General features: G+C 59.9%; 24 protein-coding genes and 3 tRNA genes. 3 read left to right on the top strand and 24 right to left on the bottom strand.

The window, feature by feature from the left end; genetic code table 11:
- Entirely contained in the window at positions 1-777 is a 777-nt protein-coding gene (locus tag QIW53_RS17280; RefSeq protein ID WP_371050807.1) for a TatD family hydrolase, read from the top strand.
- 2 nt (positions 778-779) lie between these two features.
- Here the strand turns inward: QIW53_RS17280 and QIW53_RS17275 are convergent, their stop codons facing one another.
- From QIW53_RS17275 to QIW53_RS17255, 5 genes are all read right to left on the bottom strand, one after another.
- Positions 780-1,169, bottom strand: a complete 390-nt coding sequence (locus QIW53_RS17275; RefSeq protein WP_371050806.1) for a hypothetical protein — start codon at positions 1,167-1,169, stop codon at positions 780-782.
- Positions 1,170-1,406: 237 nt separating this feature from the next.
- Positions 1,407-3,437: a methyl-accepting chemotaxis protein gene (locus tag QIW53_RS27290; protein WP_442439649.1), complete on the bottom strand. Its 2,031-nt coding sequence runs from the start codon at positions 3,435-3,437 to the stop codon at positions 1,407-1,409.
- A gap of 179 nt (positions 3,438-3,616) precedes the next feature.
- The gene (gene ampE / locus QIW53_RS17265; RefSeq protein WP_371050805.1) at positions 3,617-4,453 is read right to left on the bottom strand and encodes a regulatory signaling modulator protein AmpE; all 837 of its coding nucleotides are present in this window, start codon (positions 4,451-4,453) and stop codon (positions 3,617-3,619) included.
- On the bottom strand, positions 4,450-5,010 hold the full coding sequence (gene ampD, locus QIW53_RS17260) for a 1,6-anhydro-N-acetylmuramyl-L-alanine amidase AmpD (protein WP_371050804.1): 561 nt from the start codon (positions 5,008-5,010) through the stop codon (positions 4,450-4,452). Before ampD ends, ampE begins: the two co-directional genes overlap by 4 nt.
- Positions 5,011-5,074: 64 nt before the next feature.
- Positions 5,075-7,264, bottom strand: a complete 2,190-nt coding sequence (locus QIW53_RS17255; protein ID WP_371050803.1) for a DUF1631 domain-containing protein — start codon at positions 7,262-7,264, stop codon at positions 5,075-5,077.
- Positions 7,265-7,515: 251 nt separating this feature from the next.
- Between QIW53_RS17255 and nadC the strand changes: the two genes are divergently transcribed.
- The gene (gene nadC / locus QIW53_RS17250) at positions 7,516-8,364 is read left to right on the top strand and encodes a carboxylating nicotinate-nucleotide diphosphorylase (protein ID WP_371050802.1); all 849 of its coding nucleotides are present in this window, start codon (positions 7,516-7,518) and stop codon (positions 8,362-8,364) included.
- 113 nt (positions 8,365-8,477) lie between these two features.
- On the opposite strand, the gene QIW53_RS17245 is transcribed toward nadC, so the two are convergent.
- The 17 genes from QIW53_RS17245 to rlmE form a co-directional block, all read right to left on the bottom strand.
- A complete protein-coding gene (locus QIW53_RS17245; RefSeq protein WP_371050801.1) occupies positions 8,478-8,783 on the bottom strand; it encodes a DUF6388 family protein in 306 nt (101 codons plus the stop codon).
- Between the two features lie 135 nt (positions 8,784-8,918).
- A tRNA-Thr gene (locus QIW53_RS17240) sits at positions 8,919-8,994 on the bottom strand.
- A 139-nt stretch (positions 8,995-9,133) separates the two neighbouring features.
- A complete protein-coding gene (gene pnp, locus QIW53_RS17235) occupies positions 9,134-11,239 on the bottom strand; it encodes a polyribonucleotide nucleotidyltransferase (protein ID WP_371050800.1) in 2,106 nt (701 codons plus the stop codon).
- 196 nt (positions 11,240-11,435) lie between these two features.
- The gene (gene rpsO, locus QIW53_RS17230; RefSeq protein WP_003197723.1) at positions 11,436-11,705 is read right to left on the bottom strand and encodes a 30S ribosomal protein S15; all 270 of its coding nucleotides are present in this window, start codon (positions 11,703-11,705) and stop codon (positions 11,436-11,438) included.
- 142 nt (positions 11,706-11,847) lie between these two features.
- Entirely contained in the window at positions 11,848-12,765 is a 918-nt protein-coding gene (truB, locus tag QIW53_RS17225) for a tRNA pseudouridine(55) synthase TruB (protein WP_008024455.1), read from the bottom strand.
- Positions 12,766-12,768: 3 nt separating this feature from the next.
- Complete coding sequence (gene rbfA / locus QIW53_RS17220) at positions 12,769-13,170, bottom strand: 30S ribosome-binding factor RbfA (protein WP_192309540.1); 402 nt, start codon at positions 13,168-13,170, stop codon at positions 12,769-12,771.
- 160 nt (positions 13,171-13,330) lie between these two features.
- Positions 13,331-15,859, bottom strand: a complete 2,529-nt coding sequence (gene infB, locus QIW53_RS17215) for a translation initiation factor IF-2 (protein ID WP_371050799.1) — start codon at positions 15,857-15,859, stop codon at positions 13,331-13,333.
- 27 nt (positions 15,860-15,886) lie between these two features.
- On the bottom strand, positions 15,887-17,368 hold the full coding sequence (gene nusA, locus QIW53_RS17210; protein ID WP_371050798.1) for a transcription termination factor NusA: 1,482 nt from the start codon (positions 17,366-17,368) through the stop codon (positions 15,887-15,889).
- Positions 17,369-17,427: 59 nt separating this feature from the next.
- Positions 17,428-17,886: a ribosome maturation factor RimP gene (gene rimP, locus QIW53_RS17205; RefSeq protein ID WP_085578886.1), complete on the bottom strand. Its 459-nt coding sequence runs from the start codon at positions 17,884-17,886 to the stop codon at positions 17,428-17,430.
- Positions 17,887-18,012: 126 nt separating this feature from the next.
- Positions 18,013-18,089, bottom strand: a tRNA-Met gene (locus tag QIW53_RS17200).
- A 97-nt stretch (positions 18,090-18,186) separates the two neighbouring features.
- A tRNA-Leu gene (locus QIW53_RS17195) sits at positions 18,187-18,272 on the bottom strand.
- Between the two features lie 22 nt (positions 18,273-18,294).
- Complete coding sequence (secG, locus tag QIW53_RS17190; RefSeq protein WP_017336473.1) at positions 18,295-18,678, bottom strand: preprotein translocase subunit SecG; 384 nt, start codon at positions 18,676-18,678, stop codon at positions 18,295-18,297.
- Positions 18,679-18,682: 4 nt separating this feature from the next.
- The gene (gene tpiA / locus QIW53_RS17185; protein WP_371050797.1) at positions 18,683-19,438 is read right to left on the bottom strand and encodes a triose-phosphate isomerase; all 756 of its coding nucleotides are present in this window, start codon (positions 19,436-19,438) and stop codon (positions 18,683-18,685) included.
- A 66-nt stretch (positions 19,439-19,504) separates the two neighbouring features.
- Positions 19,505-20,842, bottom strand: coding sequence for a phosphoglucosamine mutase (gene glmM, locus QIW53_RS17180; RefSeq protein WP_371050795.1), 1,338 nt, complete (start codon positions 20,840-20,842; stop codon positions 19,505-19,507).
- A gap of 16 nt (positions 20,843-20,858) precedes the next feature.
- The gene (folP, locus tag QIW53_RS17175) at positions 20,859-21,710 is read right to left on the bottom strand and encodes a dihydropteroate synthase (protein WP_371050793.1); all 852 of its coding nucleotides are present in this window, start codon (positions 21,708-21,710) and stop codon (positions 20,859-20,861) included.
- 8 nt (positions 21,711-21,718) lie between these two features.
- Positions 21,719-23,629, bottom strand: coding sequence for an ATP-dependent zinc metalloprotease FtsH (gene ftsH, locus QIW53_RS17170; RefSeq protein ID WP_371050791.1), 1,911 nt, complete (start codon positions 23,627-23,629; stop codon positions 21,719-21,721).
- Positions 23,630-23,829: 200 nt separating this feature from the next.
- Positions 23,830-24,459: a 23S rRNA (uridine(2552)-2'-O)-methyltransferase RlmE gene (gene rlmE, locus QIW53_RS17165; protein WP_371050790.1), complete on the bottom strand. Its 630-nt coding sequence runs from the start codon at positions 24,457-24,459 to the stop codon at positions 23,830-23,832.
- A gap of 102 nt (positions 24,460-24,561) precedes the next feature.
- On the opposite strand from rlmE, the gene QIW53_RS17160 reads away from it, so the two are divergent.
- Positions 24,562-24,870, top strand: a complete 309-nt coding sequence (locus QIW53_RS17160) for a YhbY family RNA-binding protein (protein ID WP_007942889.1) — start codon at positions 24,562-24,564, stop codon at positions 24,868-24,870.
- A 9-nt stretch (positions 24,871-24,879) separates the two neighbouring features.
- Here QIW53_RS17160 and QIW53_RS17155 read toward each other — a convergent pair whose 3' ends face one another.
- Both QIW53_RS17155 and greA read right to left on the bottom strand, forming a co-directional pair.
- Entirely contained in the window at positions 24,880-25,284 is a 405-nt protein-coding gene (locus QIW53_RS17155) for an MFS transporter (RefSeq protein ID WP_371050816.1), read from the bottom strand.
- Positions 25,285-25,312: 28 nt separating this feature from the next.
- Positions 25,313-25,789 carry a transcription elongation factor GreA gene (greA, locus tag QIW53_RS17150; protein WP_371050815.1) on the bottom strand — a complete coding sequence of 159 codons (477 nt, stop codon included), beginning with the start codon at positions 25,787-25,789 and terminating at the stop codon, positions 25,313-25,315.
- Positions 25,790-25,791: the final 2 nt, after the last annotated feature.

Here is a 25,791-nt window from a genome sequence, read left to right as displayed (position 1 = left end):
GTGGAGCTGATCGACACCCATACCCACCTCGACTTCCCGGACTTCGACGCCGACCGCCAGGCATTGATGGCCGAAAGTCGCGCCCTGGGCGTGCGACGGATGGTGGTGTTGGGGGTTCATCAAGGCAACTGGCAGCGGGTCTGGGAGCTGGTGCAAGGCGATCCGGACTTGCACGCTGCGTTCGGCCTGCACCCGGTGTACCTGGAGCAGCACCGGCCCGAGGATCTGCGCGAGCTGGGTGACTGGCTGGGTCGCCTGGCCGGTCATCGCCAGCTCTGCGCCGTCGGCGAAATCGGCCTGGACTACTTCATCGAAAGCCTGGATCGCGAACGCCAGCAGGCGCTGTTCGAGGCCCAGTTGCAAATGGCCGTCGACTTCAAGCTGCCGGCACTGATTCATGTCCGACGCAGTCATGCGGCGGTGATCGCCACGCTCAAGCGCTTCAAGCTCGAACGCGCCGGCATCATCCACGCCTTCGCCGGCAGCCGCGAAGAAGCTCGGGAGTACATCAAGCTCGGTTTCAAGTTGGGCCTGGGCGGTGCCGCCACCTGGCCACAGGCCTTGCGCATGCACCGCGTGCTGGCGCAATTGCCGCTGGAATCGGTGGTACTGGAAACCGACTCACCGGACATGGCGCCCGCCATGTTCGCCGGCCTGCGCAACAGCCCGGCGCACTTGCCGGCGATCTGTTCGGCGCTGGCGCAGATCATGGCGATCAGTCCCGAGCAACTGGCCGCCGCGAGCACGGCCAATGCCTGCGAGCTATTCAGTTGGTAACGTCAGTCGACGTGTGCCCTGGCGGCTTCCAGTAGCAGCGTGATGTGTTGCCGATGCCTCGCGTACTGCACAACGACCAGGTAGATCAGAATCGCCACCAGGGAAAAATTGATCTGCTCGACGACGCTGAGCAACCCGACCCACTCCATGACCAATGCCACCAGCATCGCGGTGCACACCATCACCAACGTACTGGCGCGCAACATCGCGAGCGAGTCCAGCGACTTGATCCGCTTGATCTGCTTCGGGTCGCTCAACTGCAAGGCTTTGTGGCAGTGGGAACAGGGAAAGGTTTCGTTGATGGCAATGGCATTGAGTTGCCAGGCTGCAAGCAGGCAGGTACTGCCGCAGTGGGCGCAGTGGCCATGGATTCCAGTGATAGCGATGGACATAACCGAGCCTCCTCAAGGTAGGTCAAGGTTGTGGATCATCCTTCATTGAAGTTCAAAAACCAGAGCCTGGAGGAAAACCAGAAAGGGCCGACTGGGTGGGGTAACAAGTATTACAAATTGTGCACGGGAGTCTGTAGGAGGGAGTTGCCTTCGATAGGGACCTTGAGGGGTATCAGGCACCCAGCGTTATCGTTGACGTCCATCGCGAGCATGCTCGCTCCTACAGGTCCGGCAGGTCTAAACGCGGAAGGCGCTGATCAGTTGCTTGAGCTCCAGCACCTGCACCGACAGCGCCCGGCTGGCGTCCTCGGTCTGGTGTGCGCCGTCGGCGGTGCGCTCGCCGGCCCGGTTGATCTCGACGATGTTCTGGTCGATGTCGTGCGCCACGGCCGTCTGCTGTTCGACGGCGGCAGCGATCTGCTGGTTCTGATCGACGATCATTCCTACAGCACCGAGGATGTTTTCCAACGCCTGCTGGACTTTTTCCGACTGCCCAACGGTACCGCTGGCCATCTGGTGACTGGTGCCCATGGCCTTCACCGCTGCACCGACGCCGCTGTGCAACCGGGTGATCATCTGCTCGATTTCTTCGGTCGATTGCTGGGTGCGCTTGGCCAGGGTCCGGACCTCATCGGCCACCACCGCAAAACCGCGCCCCTGCTCCCCGGCCCGCGCCGCCTCGATGGCCGCGTTGAGCGCCAGCAGGTTGGTCTGCTCGGCGATGCTCTTGATCACTTCCAGCACGCTGCTGATGGACTGGCTGTCGCTGGCCAACTGGTTGATCACCCGCACCGACTGATCGATCTCGCCGGCCAATGCCGCAATGCTGCCCTGCTGCGACTCCACCAGGCCGCGCCCGTTGAGGGTTTCGTCATTGACGCTGTGGGCACTGTTGACCGCCGCCGCTGCGCTGCGCGCCACCTCCTGAGCGGTGGCCGACATCTGGTTCATCGCCGTCGCCACCTGTTCGATCTGCGTACGCTGCCCGGCCACCGCCTGGTTGCTGCGGGCGGAGACAGTCTCGACCTGCCCGGCCTGACGCTCGACTTCCGCGACGGTCTGGCCAACCCGCTCGATCAGGTCATGGATTTTCTTCACGGTGCAGTTGAACACCTCGCCCAACTCGCCCAGTTCGTCACGGCTGTTCGCGTTGAAGGTCACCGTCATGTCGCCGGCCGCGACCTTGTCCATCATCGCGCCCAGGCGCTTGAGGGTGGTGCGCGTCGAAGCATAGAAACCGCCGTAGAGATAGAAAATCAGCACGAACACCACCGACAGCGCGATGGCCTGCAAGAGCATGTGGGTGCGGTTCTGGATCAGGCGCTGCTGCAACTGGGTATCGAGGAATTTCAGTGTGGCGTCGTTGAGCTGGTAGGTCTGCTCCATCAGGCCGCTGACCTGATCGTAGAACGCCTGCCACGGCGCATCGAGGGTGTCGGCCATCACCACCTGCTCTTCGAACAGTTCACTGGCCTGTTTCAACGACGCCTTGCTGATCTCGGCCTGGGCCGCCAGGGTTTCACGCGCGGCCTTGCTCGAGCCCAGCGCATCCTGGAGTTTCAGGCCGTATTCCGCCTGCTGCTTTTCGATCTGCGCCAACAACTCATCGAAGCGCGTACTCGACGACGAATTGAGAAACCCCTGCCCCAGGGAGTAGGCGCCCATGGCGCGACCGTCGCCCAGCATCTGCGTGACCGGTGGCGTGATGTGGGTGATGAGTTCGGTGAGCTGGCGCATGTCGCTCTGGGTGTCACGGCTCAACCCCGCCTGGCTGGCAATGATCTGACTGAAAATCTGTGCGTTGCCCAGCAGCTTGCCGATCAGCGCACTTTTGCTCTGCAGCGAGTTTTCCGTTTGCTGGGCCTTGAACGCGCCGATCATTTCATCGCGCTTGCCATCGAACACGGCGACCTGCTCAGGGTCGGTCGTCATTGCCGTCAGCCCTTGCAGGCGGGTCAGCACGCTGTGTTCAAGGGCCGTGATCCTGGCTTCGACATCACCGGCCTTGCCGGCCTGGCCAAGCACGACGTTGATCTGCACCAGGTTATTCAGGGTTTCCAGGTCGCGTCGCAGGGCCAGGCTGCTGCCCAGCAGGTCGAGGCTTTGCAGTTCCACCTCAGTGCCCTGGAATTCACGATAGGAATCGCGCACCAGATAGAAGTTGGTCACCAGCATCGGCACCAGGAACAGGATACTGATCAGGCTGAACTTCATGCCGAAGCTCAGGCGATTCATCAGCGCGACAGCGGGATAGAGCAAGCTCTTCACTGGAAGTCCCCCTTTCGAATTCTTATTGTTATTGGCAGGCGCGCATCGACAGCAGAAAGCCACCATTGAGCACTACCGTTGTATAACTCAAATCGACAGGGGGTTTTGTAACTTAAAGTTAACGGGAAACGGGCTGGAACCGGCAGCCGCAGGCGTGTCGTGCGACTGCGCAATCGGATTCAGGGCAGCACCGTCCACAGGGCAAAACCGGCGTACCAGAGCACGGCGGCGCGCAGCAGCAATTCCCAGAGCCGATCCAGGTTATTGATGCCATCCGGCCCGGCGACCGGCGCCGGAATTTCACCCGCCACCAGGCCGATTTTCTCGATCAGTTGCGCGGCGCTGATGTTCCAGTTCAACAGTTCATGCAGCATGAGCCGGCTCACGGCGACAAAATTGCCCACCAAGGCGAAGCTCGCCGCCAGCAGGCGCACCGGCACCCAGTCGAACGCATGGCGCAACTGCGTCGCGCATTCGACGACTGCCGGGTTTTGCGAATGCTCTTCGGCCAGGGCGAGCAAGCGGTAACTCAGCGCGGCCACCGGGCCGAGGAGGAAGTACCAGAAAATCACCGCGAAAAAGCTCTGGTAGGCCTGCCACAGCAAATGGCCCTCAACCCGTTCCAGCAGCTGTTCGCCGCTGTCGGCGCAGATATCGAGGTCACGCTTGGCCACGTGGGCGGCCGCCTGCAGGTCCTCCCGGCGCCAGGCATCCCGAAACGGCCCGAGACCGCCCTGCAGATCACCTCGTCCCAGGCTGTAAATCACCACCAGCAAATGCACCGGCAACGCCAGCAACCCATAAGCCACCGGTTCCAGCACCACCAACAGCAGCCCCAGCAATGCCACCGGCAGCAACACCAGGATCACCAGAACCCACCAGGGATGGTTGATCAGGCGCGGGCTGGCCTCGAGCTTGTGCAACTCACGCACCCAACCGCCGTCACGTTGAATCCGATGGCGCAGGGCCGAGAACTTCTCGATCCACACCGCCAACAGCAACACCAGAAAACTCATCGTTGTACCTCTTCAGCCAGGGCGGATCGATAGCGCGTCCAGTCGAACGCCGGCCCCGGATCGGTCTTGCGGCCGGGCGCGATGTCGCTGTGACCGCAGATGCGCTGGGGGGTAATGGCCGGGAAGGCGCTTTGCAGCTGCGACGTCAAGGCGATCAATGCCGCGTACTGGGCGTCGGTGAACGGCAGATCATCCGTGCCTTCCAGCTCGATGCCCACGGAAAAATCATTACAGGTTTCCCGGCCTTCGAAACACGACACGCCCGCATGCCAGGCACGCTCCAGGCACGAAACGAATTGCGTCACCGTGCCGTCACGCTCGATCAGGAAGTGCGCGGACACCCGCAGGTCAGCGATCCCCTCAAAGTAGGGATGCTCTGTGACATCCAGCCGATTCTGGAAGAACTCCTGCACCTTGCCGGTGGCGAACTGCGCCGGCGGCAGGCTGATGTTGTGGATCACCAGCAGGGAAATTTCACCCGTGGGGCGCGCATTGAAGTTGGGAGAGGGGCAGGTATTCACGCCCAGGCACCAACCGCTCGCGGGGTCCAACTGCATACAGGTTCCTTCAACGTCGACTGTGTTGGCGCCCAGTATGCCGCGATAGCCCCCCGGCGTGCGATCACTTGCCGCGATTGAGGCGTTGCAAATGGTCGATCACCGACTCCAGGGCGCGGTCGAAGAGCAGGGTATCGTCCAGGATGCGCACCGCGCCCTGGCGGAAATCCAGTGCCAGGCCAGCTCGACTGCGCTCCTGCACCTTCATCCCGGTGCGGTCGACGAAGATGTAGTTGTCCGTGGCATCGATGATCGCCGCCAGTTTGCAGCGCAGGGTGTTGTCCTCGTCTTCCCTGAACTCGACCCAGCAGCCCAGCGCCAATCGATCGACCTGAACCAGGCTTTCGTCATCCAACGGCAGAAGCGCCGAGGTTGCCTCGAGCGGCCCTTCGTCAGCGGTGCGCAAATGAATCTTCTCCTGCACCAGCACCTCGACCTCGCCAGCCGTGGCCAGCGCCTGATCCGTGCGTTCGAACAATTGCAGGTGAAGGTGTTCCAGCTCACTGAAGAACTCGGCGGTGGCGAACGGATCGAACGCCGACCGGCTCAGGCCCTCGCGCAACGACTTGAGCAACCCCGGCACCAGCGCCAACAGCCGTTGCGCGGTATCAGGCTCAGCATGGCGCTGCACACTCCAGACCAACTGCTCCAGGGTCTGCACGTCGGCCTGCCATTCATCGGACTGGTCACCGTGCTTGAGACACGTCAGCAACAGAACCTGGCTCCAGGCATCCTGGACGAACGCCAGCACCGGCTGCGGCACCACCTTGCCCAACACCAGACTATTCAAGGCCTGTTCGACCCGTTGGCGGGCCAGCTCGGTTTTCGCCCGGCCCTCTTCGGCATCGCGAGTGCGCTGTTCCAGCAGCTCGCTACGGCGGCGTTCATCACTGGTGAAAGCCAGAAAATCCGCCAACAGCTCGGAGAAAATCGCCGGGTCATCGACGAAATCGCTCAACAACCGTTGCACCACCTGCTCGATCCGCAGGTACAGGCTGTCGCGCTGATGATCATCGCAATCGCCCCAGCCCATGGCTGCAGCGGCGATTTCGTTGAGCAGGCGCCGGGCCGGATGGTTGCCGCGACTGAAGAAGCTCTTGTCCAGCACCGCCACCTTGAGCATCGGGATTTGCAGGCGAGCGATCAGCGCCTTGAGCGAGTCCGGCAGATTTCGGTCATCGAGGATGCATTCGAACAACAGGGCGATCAGGTTGATCACGTCCTCGTCGGCGACGCCGACCACCCGCGACTTGCCGCTTTTCACGCTGATCCGGGTCAACAGCTGCTCGAGCTGGGCGCGCAGGTCGAAATCGTCCTGGATCGCCGATGCCGGCACGTATTGCTGCAGGTGCGAGAGCATGCGCAGCAGATCACGGCTGGAGATGGGTTGTTCCGGCGCACCGGTTTCCAGCGTCGGCGCCACACTGCCGCGCATCTTAAAGAGCAGCGCCTGCAGGGCGGCGAACACTTCCTGCACACCTTCGTCGAGCGGCGCACAGGCCTCGACGGGCTGTGCATTGACGCTGGCCTGGGCACGGTCGAGGGCGCGCCGCCCCGGGGCAGACTTGAGATCGGGCAGTATGCCGGTGGCGATCAGCAGCTCATTGGCTTCGCTGTAGAGCTGATCGGCATCACTGAGTACATAGCGCTCGAACAGCTTGAGGACGATCAGCTTGACCTTGATCTCGACCCCGAGATTGCGCCCGGCACGCAGGAAGTAGTCGCAGAGCATCGCCGGCCCCAGCGGATTGTGCTGGGTCAGCAGTTTCTTGCCGATCAGGGTACTGAGCCTGGCGGTCAGTTGATCGAGTGCGAAACCGTCTCGGTTCAGCACTTTATTGACCATGGCCTCCACGGCCACGGCGCGTTCCAGCTCATCGCCGGAGCGTTCGGTGGTCACATCAAAGGCAGAGGTCACAGGCGCGGCGATTGCAGTGGCGCTGTAGCGAGTAAGACCGACAAACGCCTCCAGGACCTCCTCGAAAAACACCCGTTCAATGCTTTTGCGTTTGAGGCGCAAGTCCCGCATGGCCTGGAAGAAGATGTTCTGTTCGACGTCATTGCTGGCGCGGTCGGCCATTTCGAACAGGGTGTCGTCGGCGTTATCGAACAGTTCCTGCAAACCATGGCGCAGCTGCAGCACGGCCTTGTCGCGAACCTGCAGCAGAATCACGGGCACACGGGCGAGCGGCGAAGCGGTCGCCGTATCGGTAGCGGCCTTGCGCAAAGGCACCACGTTCCCGTCATTGTGCATCCTGCCCTCCCTTACCCGTCAAAGCCATGGCGTCAAATGCAAGGCGCATTATCTTGCAAAACATGTCCCCAGTACCAGCAGACTCTCCACCTGCATGAAGACAGGCGCAGGAGATTGACCATCGCTTCACGCCAATTGCTCCGGTGGATTGCTCAAATAAACCGGGCCGGGGCGACCGAAAGGCGTCTCGCGCCTTGGGTTGCCTTGCGCCAAGGCCCTATAATCGGGCCACTTTGTTTGTGGAGTCCGTTATGCCGAATCTACGTCTCGCCAACCTGACCGCCGAAATCGAAGCCAACGTGCGCCGTGCGTTGCTCGAGGACGTCGGCAGCGGCGACATCACCGCGCAACTGATCCCGGCCGAACGCCTGGCCAAAGCCACGATCATTACCCGCGACCATGCGGTGATCGCCGGTACTGCCTGGGTGGACGCGGTGTTCCGCCAGCTAGACCCGCGTGTCGCGGTGCATTGGCAAGTGCGCGACGGCGAACGGGTGAAACCCGATCAACCCCTGTTTCACCTCGAAGGCCCCGCGCGTTCGCTGCTGACGGGCGAGCGCAGCGCGCTGAATTTTCTGCAACTGCTGTCCGGCGTGGCCACTCGTGCGCAATACCTGGCAGATTTCGTCGCCCAGACCCAGGTCAAGCTGCTCGATACCCGCAAAACCCTGCCCGGGTTGCGGCTGGCGCAAAAGTACGCCGTGACCTGCGGCGGCTGCCACAATCACCGCATCGGCCTGTACGACGCCTTCCTGATCAAGGAAAACCACATCGCTGCCTGTGGTGGCATCGCGCAAGCGATCAACGCAGCGCACAAGATCGCTCCGGGCAAGCCGGTGGAAATCGAAGTGGAAAGCCTTGAAGAACTCAAGGAAGCGCTGGAGGCCGGCGCCGACATCATCATGCTCGACGAGTTGAGCCTGGATGACATGCGCGAAGCCGTCCGCCTGAACGGCGGCAAGGCAAAACTGGAAGCCAGCGGCGGTATCAACGAAACGACCTTGCTGCCGATTGCGCAAACCGGTGTGGATTACATCTCGATCGGTGCAATGACCAAGGATGTGAAGGCCGTGGACCTGTCGATGCGCTTGAGCATCTGAGGAAATGTGGGAGCGGGCTTGCTCGCGAAAGCGGTGTGTCAGGCGATTATTTCCTCGTTTGACATACCGCTTCGCGAGCAAGCTCGCTCCTACAGGTTTGATGCCGCAGGGGCTCAAACCACCAGGTTATTCATCTCGCAGTACTCTTCCCACTCGACGCCCAACACCTCGGCCGCCTCCCGGTGCAGGGCCAGTCGTGCGGCCTCGAATTCCTCGGGGCTCGACGTGTACTTGAGCGTCAGCTCCCACGGCTGCAGGCCCTGGGCTTCAGCCTCGTCTTCGAATGCCCACTGAATCTGGTCTTTCTGATCGTCGGCGGGCAGGTCCTTGATCTCTTCGGCCAATTGCGGCGATTCGAGCAGGTACTTTTTCAGCGCTTCTTCGTGCCGGGCTTCCTGGCTCAATGCTGTTACGGTCATGTCGTTCTCGCTGATCGGGGGAATGGAAGATGGGTCTGGATCATCAAGGATCTCTCTGACGCAAAAAAACCACCTGTATTGCGGTTTTTCTGGCCTTCAGAACCATTCGGGGATCATCTGAAAACAGGAAATTGCTGGTGCCCGAAACAGGAATCGAACCTGCGACCTTCGCGTTACGAGTGCGCTGCTCTACCGACTGAGCTACACGGGCAGTGGCCTAAACCTAGCACTGACGGTAAGGCCAGGCAACTTCACGAATGGTTTCAGTTTCATGCAGGCGAAAAAAATGCCCCGCAGCGTTCACTGCGGGGCATTTTCATGACGATGAAGCCGTCAGGCGTAGCGGGTGATTAAACGCCCGAAGCCTTGGCTGCAGCAACGTCCTTGATGGACAGCTTGATACGGCCGCGGTTGTCCACGTCCAGTACCAGCACTTCCACTTCCTGGCCTTCTTTGAGGATGTCGGTCACTTTCTCGACGCGGGCATCGCTCAGCATCGAGATGTGAACCAGACCGTCCTTGCCCGGCAGGATGTTGACGAATGCGCCGAAGTCGACGATGCGCTCAACCTTGCCGACGTAGATCTTGCCGATCTCGGCTTCGGCAGTGATGCCCAGAACGCGCTGACGTGCTGCTTCAGCCGCTTCCTTGGTTTCGCCGAAGATCTTGATCGAGCCGTCGTCTTCGATGTCGATCGAAGCCTTGGTCTCTTCACAGATCGCACGGATGGTCGCGCCGCCTTTACCGATGACATCACGGATCTTGTCGGTGTCGATCTTCATCGCGATCATGGTCGGCGCGTTGGCCGACAGCTCGGTACGCGACTGGCCGATGATCTGGTTCATCTGGCCGAGGATGTTCAGGCGCGCTTCCAGGGCTTGGCCCAGAGCGATTTCCATGATCTCTTCGGTGATGCCCTTGATCTTGATGTCCATCTGCAGCGCGGTCACGCCCTTGGCGGTACCGGCTACCTTGAAGTCCATGTCGCCCAGGTGGTCTTCGTCACCCAGGATGTCGGTCAGGACGGCGAACTTCTCGCCTTCCTTGACCAGACCCATGGCGATACCGGCAACCGGCGCCTTCATTGGAACGCCAGCGTCCATCAGGGCCAGGGAAGCGCCGCAGACCGAAGCCATGGAGCTCGAACCGTTGGACTCGGTGATTTCCGACACCACACGAACGGTGTACGGGAACACGTCGGCCGCTGGCAGCATGGCCTGAACCGAACGACGGGCCAGACGGCCGTGACCGATTTCACGACGACCGGCACCACCCATGCGACCACACTCGCCCACCGAGAACGGAGGGAAGTTGTAGTGCAGCATGAACGGGTCTTTTTTCTCGCCTTCCAGGGTGTCCAGCAGTTGTGCGTCACGGGCGGTGCCCAGTGTTGCAACGACCAGCGCCTGGGTCTCGCCACGGGTGAACAGCGCCGAACCGTGAGTCTTGGGCAGTACGCCGACTTCGATGTTCAGCGGACGTACGGTGCGGGTGTCGCGACCGTCGATACGTGGCTTGCCGTTAACGATGTTTTCGCGAACGGTGCGGTATTCGATTTCGCCGAAAGCGGCTTTGACGTCGGCAGCCGATGGCTGGCCTTCTTCGCGGGCCAGCTTGGCAACAACCTGGTCCTTCAGCTCGCCCAGGCGAGCGTAACGGTCGGCCTTGACGGTGATGGTGTAGGCCTGGGAGATCGCTTCGCCGAACTCGGCACGGATAGCGCCCAGCAGTTCGGTGGCTTCAGCCTGTGGAGCCCAGGTCCAGGTTGGCTTGGCGGCTTCGGCAGCCAGTTCCTTGACAGCCTTGATGACCGACTGGAACTCATCGTGGGCAAACAGCACGGCGCCCAGCATCTGGTCTTCGGTCAGCTCCTTGGCTTCCGATTCAACCATCAGTACGGCTTCTTCGGTACCGGCAACGACCATGTCCAGGCTGGAGGCAGCCAGTTGCTCGTAAGTCGGGTTCAGCAGGTAGCCGGTGCTTTCATGGAAAGCCACACGAGCGGCGCCGATCGGGCCATCGAAAGGGATACCGGAGATGGCCAGCGCAGCCGAGGTACCGATCATCGCAGCGATGTCCGGATCGGTTTTCTTGCTGGTGGAAACGACGGTGCAGACAACCTGCACTTCGTTCATGAAGCCTTCCGGGAACAGCGGACGGATCGGACGGTCGATCAGTCGGGAAGTCAGGGTTTCCTTCTCGGAAGGACGGCCTTCGCGCTTGAAGAAACCGCCAGGGATCTTGCCGGCAGCGTAAGTCTTTTCCTGGTAGTGAACGGACAGAGGGAAGAAGCCCTTGCCTGGATCGGCTTGCTTGGCACCGACGACGGTCACCAATACGCTGACGTCGTCGTCAACGGTGACCAGCACTGCGCCGGAGGCCTGACGGGCGATGCGGCCAGTCTCGAGGGTAACGGTCGACTGACCGAACTGGAATTTTTTGATTACCGGGTTCACGGTGTCCTACCTTCTTTTGTGGCTCTTGGGGGAACTTGTCTTCTTGCGAAATTCTTGGGCAATGTCGGGAATCGGCCCAACGCCTGTCCAGGGTAAAACGTGCATCCAGATAAAACTTGAGGCTGGGAGCCTGCCATACGCCAGCGGGAAACCCACTGACGTACGACAGACAACCAACCTCTAGCGCAATCGCTGATTAGCGACGCAGACCCAGGCGAGCGATCAGAGCGCTGTAACGGCTCACGTCCTTGCCTTTCAGGTAGTCCAGCAGCTTGCGACGCTGGTTTACCATGCGGATCAGACCACGACGGGAGTGGTGATCTTTACCGTTGGCCTTGAAGTGACCTTGCAGTTTGTTGATGTTGTGGGTCAGCAGTGCAACTTGCACTTCTGGCGAACCAGTGTCACCAACAGCTTGCTGGTAGTCAGCAACGATTTGAGCTTTTTCTTGAACGTCGAGAGCCATGAGGCAATCCTTTTATCAGGAAACTGTTTCAGGGAAACAGCTTCAACAGGCCAGGGACAAATCCCTGTATCTAAAAATGAGTTGTGACCGTGCCTGCTAACAGCCACCCTCGCCGGCCTGCTTTTACACAGACCGGTTTCGGTCATTCCGACCGAATCAGTCGACGTGGCGCAATGCGCCCGTCTTCGCTCACTTCACCGATACCGATGAAGCGGCCATTGTGATCCTGTACCCGCACCATGCCGAATTTCGGAGCGTCGGGGGCACGTACCGGTTGGCCGTTGAGCCAGTAGAACGCGCTCGCTTCCGAGAACTGCAGCAGCGGCCAATCCAGCAGGCCGCTGTCCGATGGCATCAGGAAACGATCAACCGCTTCGTTGCCGCCTTCGGCATGTACCGCTTCGAGCTCTTCGAGCGTGACCGTCTGCGCCAGCGTGAAAGGCCCGGCCTGGGTCCGTCGCAGTTCTGCAACGTAAGCGCCACAACCGAGTTGCTCACCAATATCCTCCACCAGGGTCCGGATATAGGTGCCTTTGCTGCAATCCACCGCAAGCCGAGCAGTATCACCTTCGAAGGCCAGCAATTCCAAGCGCGCAATAGTAACAGAACGCGGTTCGCGCTCCACTACTTCACCTGCACGAGCGAGCTTGTACAGCGGCTGCCCATCACGCTTGAGCGCCGAATACATCGGCGGTATCTGACTGATTTGCCCACGAAATTTCGGTAGCACCGCTTCGACATCGGATCGACCAACGGTCACCGGCCGCTCCTGCAAAACCTCACCTTCGGCGTCCGCCGTCGTGGTGGTCTTGCCCAATTGCGCCAGGGTTTCGTACCCCTTGTCGGAATCGAGCAGGTATTGCGAAAACTTGGTGGCCTCGCCGAAGCACAACGGCAGCACGCCGGTCGCCAGCGGATCGAGACTGCCGGTGTGCCCCGCCTTCTCGGCGTTGAGCAGCCAGCGAACCTTTTGCAGCGCCGCGTTCGAGGTGAACCCCAGCGGCTTGTCGAGCAGGATGATGCCGCTGACGTTACGACGGATACGTTTGACCTGAGCCACCGGTTACTCCTTGGTGTCTTCGGCTTCTGCCGCAACCGGGTGCTGACTGTCTTCAGCCACCGCACGCTCGATCAGGGCCGACAGGTGCGCACCACGCACGACGCTTTCGTCGTAGTGGAAGTGCAGCTGTGGAACGCTGCGCAACTTCATTTCGCGGGCCAGCTGCATGCGCAGGAAACCGGCGGCCGAGTTGAGCACCTTGATGCTTTGCGCGATGTCTTCGGCGTTGTCCTGGCCCATCACGGTGATGAAGATCTTGGCGTGACCGACGTCACGGCTGACTTCAACAGCGGTAATGGTCACCAGACCAACGCGCGGATCTTTGACTTCACGACGGATCAGTTGTGCCAGCTCACGCTGCATCTGATCGCCGATACGCTGGGTACGGCTGTATTCTTTTGCCATGTCTTGTTACCTGTTACTGCCCCACGGTGAAATCCGCAGGGTCTGAAAGCGGCAAACGCCCGGCCTGACAAGAAGCCAGACCGGGCGTTGCGTTCAGAGCACTGACACCGTGCCGCGCATGAACATGCTGCGGCGTGGTGCGGCCCCTGAAGTGCGCGAGTTAGAGGCTGCGAGCAACCTGAACCTTCTCGAAGACTTCGATCTTGTCACCGACTTTGACGTCGTTGTAGCTCTTAACGCCGATACCGCATTCCATGCCGGCACGTACTTCGGAAGCGTCATCCTTGAAGCGGCGCAGGGATTCCAGCTCGCCTTCGAAGATAACGATGTCTTCACGCAGTACACGGATTGGACGGTTACGGTGAACGACACCTTCGATCACCATGCAACCGGCGATCGCGCCAAACTTCGGCGAGCGGAACACGTCACGCACTTCGGCCACACCCAGGATGTTCTCGCGAACATCGCTGCCGAGCATGCCGGTCAGGGCTTTCTTGACGTCTTCGATGATGTCGTAGATCACGTTGTAGTAACGCATATCCAGACCTTCCTGCTCGACGATCTTGCGCGCACCGGCATCGGCACGCACGTTGAAGCCGAACAGTACAGCGTTGGAGGCCAGAGCCAGGTTGGCGTCGGACTCGGTGATACCACCGACACCGCCACCGACCACGCGCACTTGCACTTCGTCGTTGCCCAGGCCATTCAGAGCGCCTTGCAGAGCTTCCAGCGAACCACGGACGTCGGATTTGAGGACGATGTTGAGCGTCTTCTTCTCTTCCTGACCCATGTTTTCGAAGATGTTTTCTAGCTTGCCGGCGTGAGCGCGGGCCAGCTTGACTTCGCGGAACTTGCCTTGACGGAACAGAGCCACTTCACGGGCTTTCTTCTCGTCCGCAACCACGCTCATCTCGTCGCCGGCATCCGGCGTACCGTCCAGGCCGAGGATCTCGACAGGGATGGCCGGACCGGCTTCCTTGATAGGCTTGCCGTTCTCGTCGAGCATGGCGCGAACGCGGCCATAGTTCGAACCGACCAGGACCATGTCGCCCTGACGCAGCGTCCCGTCCTGAACCAGAACGGTAGCCACCGGGCCACGGCCCTTGTCCAGGCGCGATTCAACCACCACGCCACGGCCAGGAGCCGACGGGGTTGCGGTCAGTTCCAGCACTTCGGCTTGCAGCAATACGGCTTCGAGCAGTTCGTCGACACCAGTACCCATCTTCGCGGAAACCGGAACGAAAGGCGTGTCACCACCCCATTCTTCCGACGTCACGCCGTGGGCCGACAGTTCGCTGCGGATGCGATCGAGATCGGCGCCCGGCTTGTCGATCTTGTTCACCGCCACGACCAGCGGAACACCGGCGGCCTGGGCATGCTGAACAGCTTCAACGGTCTGCGGCATCACGCCGTCGTCCGCTGCAACCACCAGGATCACGATGTCGGTCGCCTTGGCACCACGGGCACGCATCGCGGTAAACGCGGCGTGACCCGGGGTGTCGAGGAACGTCACCATGCCACGGTCGGTTTCAACGTGGTACGCACCGATGTGCTGGGTAATGCCACCGGCTTCGCCAGCAGCCACCTTGGCACGACGGATGTAGTCGAGCAGGGAGGTTTTACCGTGGTCAACGTGACCCATGACGGTCACGACCGGCGCACGGGAAACGGCTTCACCTTCAAACTTCAGGGACTCGGCCAGGGAATCTTCCAGGGCGGTGTCGCTGACCAGGGTCACCTTGTGGCCCAGCTCTTCGGCAACCAGTTGGGCAGTTTCCTGATCCAGTACCTGGTTGATGGTCGCAGGAGTACCCAGTTTGAACATGAACTTGATGATCTCGGCAGCCTTGACCGACATCTGCTGGGCCAGATCGCCCACCGTGATGGTCTCGCCGATCTTCACTTCACGCACGACAGGGCCGGTCGGGCTCTGGAAACCGTGGGCGTTGCGCTTTTTCAGCTTGGCCTTGCCGCGACCACCACGACGGAAGCCATCGCTTTCTTCGTCGGTAGTACGTGGGGCAACACGTGGTGCAGGCGCTTTCTCTTTGACCGAAGCACGATGCGGAGCGTTTTTGCGCTCGCCATCGCCACCGCCGCGACGATTGTTATCGTCGGCACGTGGCTTGTCGGGGCGACGCTGTTCGTCGCGCTTGCGGGCATCGGCCACAGGAGCAGGAGCCGCTGCGACAACCGGCGCGCTTTCACGCACAGGCTCGACGGCAGCAGCAGGCGCGGCAACCGCTTCAACAGCAGCAGGCGCTTCAACCTGAGCAGGCTGGCGGCGCGCTTCTTCTTCGGCGCGACGCTTGGCTTCTTCTTCAGCCTTCTGGCGCGCAGCATTTTCTACTGCGCGACGCTCTTCCAGCTCACGCTGGCGCTCGGCTTCGATTTCTTCCGCGCTGCGCTGTACGAACACTTTCTTTTTACGGACTTCAACACTGATGCTTTTGCTGCCAGCAACACGCAAGGTGCTGGTGGTTTTACGCTGCAGTGTGATCTTGCGTGGTTCTTCCACTTTCGCCTTGTGGCTGCTTTTCAAGTGAGTCAGCAGGGATTGCTTCTCACTGTCAGTCACATGTTCTTCGGCGGCGGTGTGCGGCAGACCTGCCTCACGCATCTGCTGCAACAGGCGCTCTACCGGTGTTTTGACCTCATCGGCCAGTTGTTTCACCGTGACTTGCGTCATGCACTTCTCTCCTCAGGCCGCGCCTAATTACTCGAACCAGTGGGCTCGGGCGGCCATGATCAACTTGCCGGCACGATCATCGTCGATGCCGTCGATGTCGAGCAGGTCGTCAATAGACTGCTCGGCCAGGTCTTCGCGGGTAATTACGCCGCGCACCGCCAGTTCCATCGCCAAATCCTTGTCCATACCCTCAAGCGAGAGCAGGTCTTCGGCCGGATGGGCGTCTGCCAGCTTTTCCTCAGTAGCGATGGCTTTGGTCAACAAACGATCCTTGGCACGAGCGCGAAGCTCGTTGACGATCTCTTCGTCAAAGCCGTCGATGTTGAGCATTTCTTCCAACGGTACGTAGGCAATCTCTTCCAGGCTGGTGAAGCCTTCATCGACCAGCACCTGTGCCAGCTCTTCGTCGACTTCCAGCTCGTCGATGAAGTTGCGCAGGATATCGCCGGTTTCTGCTTGCTGCTTGGCCTGGATGTCCGATTCGGTCATGACGTTCAGGGTCCAGCCAGTCAACTGGCTCGCCAGACGCACGTTCTGACCACCACGACCGATGGCCTGAGCCAGATTGTCTGCGCCAACGGCGATGTCCATGGCGTGGGCATCTTCGTCAACGATAATTGCCGCAACCTCAGCCGGGGACATGGCGTTGATCACGAATTGAGCCGGGTTATCGTCCCACAGGACGATGTCCACACGCTCACCGCCCAACTCACCCGACACTGCCTGGACGCGCGAACCGCGCATGCCGATGCAGGCGCCTTGCGGGTCGATGCGCTTGTCCTTGGAGCGAACGGCGATCTTGGCGCGCGAACCCGGGTCGCGGGAGGCAGCCATGACTTCGATCAGCCCTTCAGCGATTTCCGGCACTTCGATACGGAACAGCTCGATCAGCATCTCCGGCGCGGTACGCGACAGGATCAGTTGCGGGCCGCGGTTCTCGGTGCGGATTTCCTTGAGCAGTGCGCGCAAACGCACACCCACACGGAAGGTTTCGCGAGAGATGATGTCTTCACGGGCCAGCAACGCCTCGGCGTTGTTACCCAGGTCGACGATCACGTTGTCACGGGTGACTTTCTTCACGGTGCCGGAGATGATTTCCCCCAGGCGCTCGCGATAGGCGTCAACGACTTGAGCACGCTCGGCTTCGCGGACCTTTTGCACAATGACTTGCTTGGCAGTCTGTGCAGCGATACGACCGAATTCGATGGACTCGATCTTTTCTTCGACGACATCACCCACCTTGGCGCCAGGATGCGTCAGGGCAACCTTGCTCGGCCAGGTTTCGATCGCCGGGTCGTCCAGGTCATCTTCCTCGACAACTGTCCAGCGACGGAATGTCTCGTAGGCACCGGTGTGGCGATTGATTTCCACACGCAGGTCAACTTCGTCCTCGAAACGCTTTTTGGTAGCGGTGGCCAGTGCCACCTCCAGCGCTTCAAAAATCACGTCGGGCGGTACGCCTTTTTCATTGGATACCGACTCAACAACCAGCAGTACTTCTTTGCTCATCGTACGCCTCGCCTTTCGCAAGCCATTGGATCCGCGGGATCCGCAGTATCTGGCACGCCTCAGTCAAAACTGGGAATAATATTGGCCTTGTCGATCATATCGATCGGCAACAGGAACTCGTGGTCATCTACCTGCACCACAACGTCCTGCTCTTCTACACCACGCAGAAGGCCCTGAAAGTTGCGTCGACCTTCGAAAGGCGAGCGCAGCTTGATCTTCACTTGTTCACCGGCATGCGAGGCAAACTGTTCCAAGGTGAACAGTGGGCGATCCATGCCAGGAGAGGACACCTCAAGGGTGTATTCGGAACTGATCGGGTCTTCGACATCGAGGACTGCACTGGCCTGATGGCTCACTGCGGTGCAGTCATCAATCAGGATGCCGCCCTCTTTATCGATATAGATTCGCAGGACCGAATGTTTGCCTTGAGAGATGAATTCGATCCCCCAGCATTGATAGCCAAGAGCCTCGACTACCGGGGCCAACAAGGCCTGCAGCTGTTCTAGCTTGCTCGACACCTGAACCCCCTTGTGCATGCTTTGCAAATAAAAAATGGGCAAAAAGCCCACATGAGATCGCCATTGAACATCGGCGTCAAAAAGTATTCAGCTAACAAAAAGCCCCTGAATAGGGGCTCCTGAAACTGGTTGCGGGGGCCGGATTTGAACCGACGACCTTCGGGTTATGAGCCCGACGAGCTACCAGACTGCTCCACCCCGCGACAAAGCTGGGGCGGAAGTATACGACCGATCCCCTGCAGGGTCAATGTAACCTTCCACCTGCAAGAAAGCCCGCAACAGCGGGCTCTCCTGACTAATTGGTACCGAGAAGGGGACTCGAACCCCTACACCCTATGGGCACAACCACCTCAAGGTTGCGTGTCTACCAATTCCACCACCTCGGCAATACTACGTTTGAAACCCTTCTTACTTCTGCTCTTGAGCTGGAGGCACGTCAGTCGCTGGAGTAGCCGACTTTTGCTCTTGAAGCACCGGTACATCATCAGAAGCCGGTTGTTGCTTTGGAACTTCCAACACTGCCGGGTTTGGCAAACCTACTTGAGTCAGCTGGTGAGCTTTCTCTTTAGCAAAGTAACCTAACCCCAAGCTGGTTATGAAGAAACCGGCGGCAAGTATAGCAGTAAACTTACTGAGAAAGGTAGAGGAACCTTGGCTTCCGAACACAGTATTTGAAGCACCTGCTCCGAAAGACGCGCCAGCATCCGCACCTTTACCCTGCTGCAGCAATACCAGAGCAACTACGCCCAATGCACCCAGCAGATGAAAAACGACTACGACTGTTTCCAGCATTTTTTCAGTTTCCCGCGGCGCGACAGATCGCACCGAACTCATCTGCATTCAGGGAAGCTCCACCAATGAGCCCCCCATCGATATCCGGCATGCCGAACAGTTCGACCGCATTGGCCGCCTTCACGCTGCCGCCGTATAGAAGCCGCACACCTTGTGCGACCTCAGAATTCTCTGCCGCCAACTGGGCGCGAATGGCTGCGTGCACATCCTGCGCCTGTTGCGGCGAAGCCGTCAGCCCGGTACCAATGGCCCAGACCGGCTCGTAAGCAATAATTGCCTTTGCAAAGGCACCGACACCCAGCTCCGCGATGACGCTGTCCAGCTGACGCCCGACAACTTCAAGCGTTTTACCGGCTTCACGCTGCTCGAGGGTCTCCCCCACGCACAACACCGGAATCAAGCCACATGCCTGTGCCGCTGCGAACTTGCGAATCAGCACATCGTCCTGCTCGCCCATTATCTGGCGGCGCTCGGAGTGCCCGACAAGCACCAGGGAACACCCTGCATCCACCAACTGGCTCGGGGCAACTTCACCCGTCAATGCACCTTGCATGGATTCCACCGCAGAGTTCTGCGCGCCGACCGAAATCGACTTTCCTTCCAACCCATCAATCACTTGATTGATATGCAGGCAAGGCGGGAATACCGCGACATCTACACCGCTCGGCAAGGCCAGATGACTCAGGCCGTTGATCAGCTCAGCGACGCTGGCGCGGGTACCGTGCATCTTCCAGTTACCAGCTACCATAGGGCGACGCATGCTGTACCTCGTCGGTCAAAGTGGGCGCAGATGTTACCCAACACAATCATGGCTGGCAAGCCGAATTCAGGCAGAAACTTCAGTAACCAGTTTTGCCAGTGCCTCGGCATGACCGCGAACCACGGTTTCGTCCTCGCCCTCGACCATGACACGCACCAACGGCTCGGTGCCGGACTTGCGCAACAGCACGCGCCCACGACCGGCCATGGCCTGGGTGACACGCTCGCTGGCCTCCTTGACTGCCGCATGTTCCAGAGGGCTTGCGCCGCCACCGAAACGCACGTTGATCAACACCTGAGGACACTTGCGCAGCGCCTGACGGGCCTGACCCAAGGTTTCGGAACGGGTCTTCAGCGCCATCAGCACCTGCAGGGCCGCGATGATCGCATCCCCGGTCGTGGTGTGGTTGAAGCACACGATATGGCCCGAGTTCTCCCCGCCAACCAGCCAATTGCGCTCCAGCAGATCAGCGATGACATAGCGGTCACCGACATTGGCACGCACGAAGGGAATCGACAGGTCCGCAAGGGCCAGTTCCAGCCCCAGGTTACTCATCAACGTCCCGACCACACCGCCCTTGAGCATGTTGCGCTCATGCAGGTCGCGGGCAATGATGAACAGCAGCTCATCGCCATCGACCACCGCCCCCGTGTGATCGACCATCAGCACCCGGTCGCCATCGCCATCGAAGGCGATGCCCAGATCGGCATGCTCGGCCAGCACGGCCGCCTGCAAAGGACCCATGTGGGTCGAACCGCAATTGTCATTGATGTTCAGGCCATTGGGTTGCGCGCTCAGCACAACGACGTCGGCACCCAACTCCCGGAACACGCTCGGCGCCACCTTGTAGGTCGCACCGTGAGCGCAGTCGATCACGATCTTCAGGCCAGCGAAACTGGTCCCGGTCGGAACGCTGCTCTTGCAGAATTCGATGTAACGACCCGAAGCGTCGTTGATGCGCGAGACCTTGCCGATCTTGCTCGATTCAACCACCGTCATCGGGGTATCGAGCAGCTCTTCGATCATGTGCTCGACTTCATCCGGCAGCTTGGTGCCCTTCCCGGAGAAGAACTTGATGCCGTTGTCGTCGTGCGGGTTGTGCGAAGCACTGATCACGATGCCGGCTTCGGCATGGAAAGTACGCGTCAGGTAGGCAATGGCCGGTGTCGGCATCGGGCCAAGGAGCATTACGTCGGCACCCGCCGACGTCAGCCCGGCCTCGAGCGCCGATTCGAACATGTACCCGGAAATACGGGTGTCCTTACCTACCAATACCTTGCAGGCGCCCATTTTGCGGAACGCCATGCCGGCCGCCCAGCCGAGCTTGAGCATGAATTCAGGGGTAATCGGATATTCGCCGACCCGACCACGAATGCCGTCGGTGCCAAAGTATTTCTTAGTCATAAGTGCTCCATCATTCTTATTCGGCTGATTCCACTGCAGCGATCATTCGCACCACGTCGACGGTTTCGGCCACATCATGGACGCGCAATATACGCGCACCTTTGACGGATGCCAGCGCCGCGAGGGCCAGGCCACCCGACAGTCGCTCATCAACCGGACGATTCAGCGCCTGACCAATCATGCTCTTGCGCGAAACCCCGACCAACAGGGGGCGCCCGAGCGCATGCAGGGCTTCCATGTGTTTAAACAAGCTTAGATTGTGCGCCAGATTCTTGGCGAAACCAAAACCCGGATCAAGAATAATTCGTTCCGCCGGAATCCCGGCGGCCGCGCACTGCGCCATGCGTTCGGCGAGGAACCCGGCTACCTCGCGGGTGACGTCCTGGTACTGCGGATTATCCTGCATATCGCCCGGCTCGCCGAGCATGTGCATCAGACAGACCGGCAGGCCGGTGTCGGCCGCCGCATCCAGGGCGCCTTCGCGCCGCAGCGAGCGAACATCATTGATCAGCCCCGCACCGAGCCGCGCCGTTTCGCGCATGACGGCCGGCGTGGACGTATCCACCGAAATGATCACGTCCAGCTCGCGACTGATGCGCTCGACAATCGGCGCGACACGCTCCAGCTCTTCGATCGGCGACACCGCCCTGGCCCCAGGCCGGGTCGATTCGCCACCGACGTCGATCAGCGTGGCACCCGCCAGCACCATCGCCTCGGCGTGGCACAAGGCCGCATCGAGCTGGCTGAACCGGCCGCCATCGGAGAAGGAATCAGGAGTGACATTGAGAATGCCCATGACATGCGTATGGGCCAAATCAAGAACCCGGTTGCCGCAAGGCAACCGGGTCGAGGACTGAACAGAAGTCATTTCAAACCTTAGACGTCAGCAGCGGGACCGCCGATCGGTGTTTCCGGACGCGGATCCTGCACCACCGGAGGCGTTCCGGAACTGCCGGTACCGCCCGGCCAGTCGCGGGGCTCGCGAGGGGTACGACCCGCCATGATGTCGTCGATCTGCTCGGCATCGATCGTTTCGTACTTCATCAAGGCATCGGCCATGGCGTCCAGCTTGTCACGGTTATCCGTGAGGATCTGCTTGGCGGTGCCGTAGCACTGGTCAATGATGCTGCGCACTTCGGAGTCGATGAGCTTGGCGGTTTCGCCGGAGAAGCTGGCGTTCTGACCACCGCCGCCGCGACCCAGGAACACCTCACCCTCTTCTTCGGCGTACATCAACGGACCGAGTTTTTCCGACAAGCCCCACTTGGTCACCATGTTCCGCGCAATCTGGCTGGCACGCATGATGTCGTTGGACGCACCGGTGGTGACGCCATCGAAGCCCAAGGTCATCTCTTCGGCAATTCGGCCGCCGTACAGCGAGCAGATCTGGCTGATCAATGCGCGCTTGGACAGGCTGTAGCGATCTTCTTCCGGCAGGAACATGGTCACACCCAGCGCTCGACCGCGCGGGATGATCGAGACCTTGTAGACCGGGTCATGCTCGGGAACCACGCGACCGACGATGGCATGACCTGCCTCGTGATATGCGGTGTTCTGTTTTTCTTTTTCGGACATGACCATGGATTTGCGCTCGGCACCCATCATGATCTTGTCTTTGGCCAGCTCGAACTCTTTCATTTCTACGATGCGCTTGCCGGTACGGGCGGCGAACAACGACGCCTCGTTCACCAGGTTGGCCAGGTCGGCACCCGAGAAGCCTGGAGTACCACGGGCGATGACCGCTGGAGCGACGTCGTCACCCATGGGCACCTTGCGCATGTGAACCTTGAGGATCTGCTCACGGCCACGGATGTCCGGCAGACCGACCACGACCTGACGGTCGAAACGGCCGGGACGCAGCAGCGCAGGGTCCAATACATCAGGACGGTTGGTGGCCGCGATGACGATGATGCCGTCATTCATTTCGAAGCCGTCCATCTCTACCAGCAACTGGTTGAGGGTCTGCTCGCGCTCGTCGTGACCGCCGCCCATGCCGGCACCACGGTGACGACCGACGGCATCGATTTCGTCAATGAAGATGATGCACGGAGCGTGTTTCTTGGCCTGTTCGAACATGTCACGAACACGGCTGGCACCGACACCCACGAACATTTCGACGAAGTCGGAACCGGAAATGGTGAAGAACGGCACCTTGGCTTCACCGGCGATTGCCTTGGCCAGCAAGGTTTTACCGGTACCCGGAGGGCCGACCATCAGCACGCCGCGAGGAATACGACCGCCCAGGCGCTGGAACTTGCCCGGATCGCGCAGGAATTCGACCAGCTCGCCCACTTCTTCCTTGGCTTCATCGCAACCGGCGACGTCAGCCAGGGTGGTTTTCACCTGGTCTTCGGACAGCAGGCGCGCCTTGCTCTTGCCGAAACTCATCGGCCCGCCCTTGCCCCCCGCGCCACCTTGCATCTGGCGCATGAAGAACATGAACACGGCGATGATCACCAGGATCGGGAAGCTGGCGACCAGAAGTTGAGTCCAGATGCTTTGCTGCTCCGGCTGCTTGCCTTCGACCACGACGTGGTTGTCCACGAGGTCGCCGATCAGGCCATTGTCCTGAATCGCAGGACGGATGGTCTTGAAGCTGTCGCCATCGTTGCGCTTGCCGGTAATCACGTAGCCATCAACCGCTACGCGCTCGACCTTGCCATCCTTGACCTGCTGGATGAAGTCGGAATAGTTGAGGGTCTGCGGCTCGTTAGGACTGGAGAAGTTGTTCATCACCGTCACCAGGACAGCCGCGATGATCAACCACAGGATCAGATTCTTTGCCATATCGTTCAATTAACTACCCTCTGAAGCAAGCTCCGCTAATGGCGCGCGCTTCGCATGATATTCACCGGCCTAACTTACTACATTACGTACGGCTTGGCAGGCGCCGTCTGTAACCCTTTGTGAAACACTTTCTACACAGTATTCGCTAATGCTCGCGGGCGAAATACGAAAAACCTATCGACCCGACAAAAAACCTCGGTTTACTCGCCATTACCACGATAGCCCCATGCCAGCATGTATTGCTCGCGGGAGGTGCCACGGGAAGAGTCCGGCTTGATCATCTGGATCTTGTCGAACTTCTTGCGAGCGTCCTTCAGGTACACATCGAAGCCTTCGCCCTGAAAGATCTTGATCACGAAATTGCCACCGGGCTTGAGTATCCGCTCGGCCAGATCAAGCGCCAGCTCACAAAGAAACATGGCTTTGGGCATGTCCACTTCGGGCGTACCACTCATATTGGGGGCCATATCGGAAATCACAAGGTCTACCTGCGAATTACCCACGGCTTCCAGGATCCGCGTCAGCACTGCGTCCTCGGTGAAATCACCCTGGATGAAGGTAACGTCCGGAATGCCGTCCATTTCCAGGATGTCCGAGGCGATCAGACGCCCCTGACCACCGATCAGACGGCTGGTGACCTGCGACCAGCCACCCGGCGCCGCACCGAGGTCGACCACACTCATCCCCGGACGGATCAGTTTGTATTTTTCCTGGATTTCCAGAAGCTTGTAACTCGCACGCGAGCGGTAGCCATCCTTCTGCGCTTGCTTCACATAAGGATCGTTGACATGTCGTTTCAGCCAACCAAGGCTTGTCTTGGAACGCGCCATTGGGCACCTCGATGATTAGGGTCGTGATTAATTGGGCGGATCAACGAGCCCTCGGGTAAAATGGCCGCCATTTTACAGAATCCAGACGAAAGGGTCAGATTTATGCCGCTCACTCAAGAGCAGAAGAAACAGTACAAATCCATTGGTCACCACCTGAAACCGGTTTTGATCGTGGCGGACAACGGTTTGACTGAAGGTGTATTAGCCGAACTTGAACGCGCCCTGGCGGATCATGAGCTGATCAAGATCAAGCTCAACATCCTCGATCGCGAATCGCGCCTGGCCTCCATCGCAGAACTGTGCAAGGTTGGCAAGGCTGATCTGGTTCAGGTCATCGGCAAGATGGCCCTGATCTACCGCAAGAACTTCAGCGTCAACAAGCAGCTGTCGAACGTCCATCGCTTCAAGTGATGGCAAGGGTCAAGGGTGTGCTTCGCGCACCCTGCCACTCCATCCCGGCACCGGCTGCAGCACCAGTATGACCCCGGAAAAGCCCAGCACAAGATAACTGAACACCTGCCAACGCACGGCCTGCGGCCAACCCAGCAGCACCGCGAAGAACATCGCGCTCGCATAAAGCGCCATCAGCAGCAACTGCCCGCGAATATCCCGCCACAGACTGGCAAGGCCTTCGGCCCGAACCAGCACCATCGCCTGAAAAATCACACAAACTGCGGCGAAACCCACCATCAGCGCATTCAGCATGCCGGCAATTTCGTCGATCAGCAGCGGCGCCAGGCCAATTCGACCCAGCGCCGGCGGCAGACCCACATGCGACAACCACAGGCCGCCCACCCACAGCATCTGGGTCAGCTGCCAAAGCATGGCGCCCGCACGATACGGGCGCCCGCCGTCAGACGTGACGAACTTCGACAATCTCATACTCGATAACGCCGCCTGGCGTCTTGACCGCGACCACATCACCTTCTTCCTTGGCAATCAAGGCGCGAGCGATCGGCGAACCGACGGAGATCTTGCCGAGTTTGATGTCGGCCTCGTCCTCACCCACGATCTGGTAGGTCACGCTTTCATCGGTCTCGACGTTGGCGATTTCGACGGTGGTGCCGAAAATCACCTTGCCGGTGTGAGGAATGGAGGTGACATCGATGATCACCGCATTCTGCATGCGGCCTTCGATGTCACGGATCCGCGCCTCGACCATACCCTGCTGTTCGCGAGCAGCGTGGTATTCGGCGTTTTCCTTCAGGTCACCCAACTCACGGGCCGTACCGATGTCCTGGCTGAGCTTCGGACGCACGACCTTGGTCAGGTGAGCATGTTCCTCTTCCAGGGCGCGAGCGCCCTGAACGGTCATCGGGTATTTCGTTATGC

The organism is Pseudomonas fluorescens, assembly GCF_041354075.1.
GTDB classification, from domain to species: domain Bacteria; phylum Pseudomonadota; class Gammaproteobacteria; order Pseudomonadales; family Pseudomonadaceae; genus Aquipseudomonas; species Aquipseudomonas fluorescens_CE.
Note: the sequence above shows the minus strand (reverse complement) of the source record. Positions and strands in the feature narration are given on the sequence as shown.

Bases quoted from the DNA above. Each gene is read 5' to 3' on its own strand.
- QIW53_RS17275 (WP_371050806.1), bottom strand. From the start codon at position 1,169: ATGTCCATCGCTATCACTGGAATCCATGGCCACTGCGCCCACTGCGGC.
- ampE (WP_371050805.1), bottom strand. From the start codon at position 4,453: ATGAGTTTTCTGGTGTTGCTGTTGGCGGTGTGGATCGAGAAGTTCTCG.
- ampD (WP_371050804.1), bottom strand. From the start codon at position 5,010: ATGCAGTTGGACCCCGCGAGCGGTTGGTGCCTGGGCGTGAATACCTGC.
- QIW53_RS17255 (WP_371050803.1), bottom strand. From the start codon at position 7,264: ATGCACAATGACGGGAACGTGGTGCCTTTGCGCAAGGCCGCTACCGAT.
- nadC (WP_371050802.1), top strand. From the start codon at position 7,516: ATGCCGAATCTACGTCTCGCCAACCTGACCGCCGAAATCGAAGCCAAC.
- QIW53_RS17245 (WP_371050801.1), bottom strand. From the start codon at position 8,783: ATGACCGTAACAGCATTGAGCCAGGAAGCCCGGCACGAAGAAGCGCTG.
- rpsO (WP_003197723.1), bottom strand. From the start codon at position 11,705: ATGGCTCTCGACGTTCAAGAAAAAGCTCAAATCGTTGCTGACTACCAG.
- rbfA (WP_192309540.1), bottom strand. From the start codon at position 13,170: ATGGCAAAAGAATACAGCCGTACCCAGCGTATCGGCGATCAGATGCAG.
- infB (WP_371050799.1), bottom strand. From the start codon at position 15,859: ATGACGCAAGTCACGGTGAAACAACTGGCCGATGAGGTCAAAACACCG.
- nusA (WP_371050798.1), bottom strand. From the start codon at position 17,368: ATGAGCAAAGAAGTACTGCTGGTTGTTGAGTCGGTATCCAATGAAAAA.
- secG (WP_017336473.1), bottom strand. From the start codon at position 18,678: ATGCTGGAAACAGTCGTAGTCGTTTTTCATCTGCTGGGTGCATTGGGC.
- tpiA (WP_371050797.1), bottom strand. From the start codon at position 19,438: ATGCGTCGCCCTATGGTAGCTGGTAACTGGAAGATGCACGGTACCCGC.
- glmM (WP_371050795.1), bottom strand. From the start codon at position 20,842: ATGACTAAGAAATACTTTGGCACCGACGGCATTCGTGGTCGGGTCGGC.
- folP (WP_371050793.1), bottom strand. From the start codon at position 21,710: ATGACTTCTGTTCAGTCCTCGACCCGGTTGCCTTGCGGCAACCGGGTT.
- ftsH (WP_371050791.1), bottom strand. From the start codon at position 23,629: ATGGCAAAGAATCTGATCCTGTGGTTGATCATCGCGGCTGTCCTGGTG.
- rlmE (WP_371050790.1), bottom strand. From the start codon at position 24,459: ATGGCGCGTTCCAAGACAAGCCTTGGTTGGCTGAAACGACATGTCAAC.
- QIW53_RS17160 (WP_007942889.1), top strand. From the start codon at position 24,562: ATGCCGCTCACTCAAGAGCAGAAGAAACAGTACAAATCCATTGGTCAC.
- QIW53_RS17155 (WP_371050816.1), bottom strand. From the start codon at position 25,284: ATGCTTTGGCAGCTGACCCAGATGCTGTGGGTGGGCGGCCTGTGGTTG.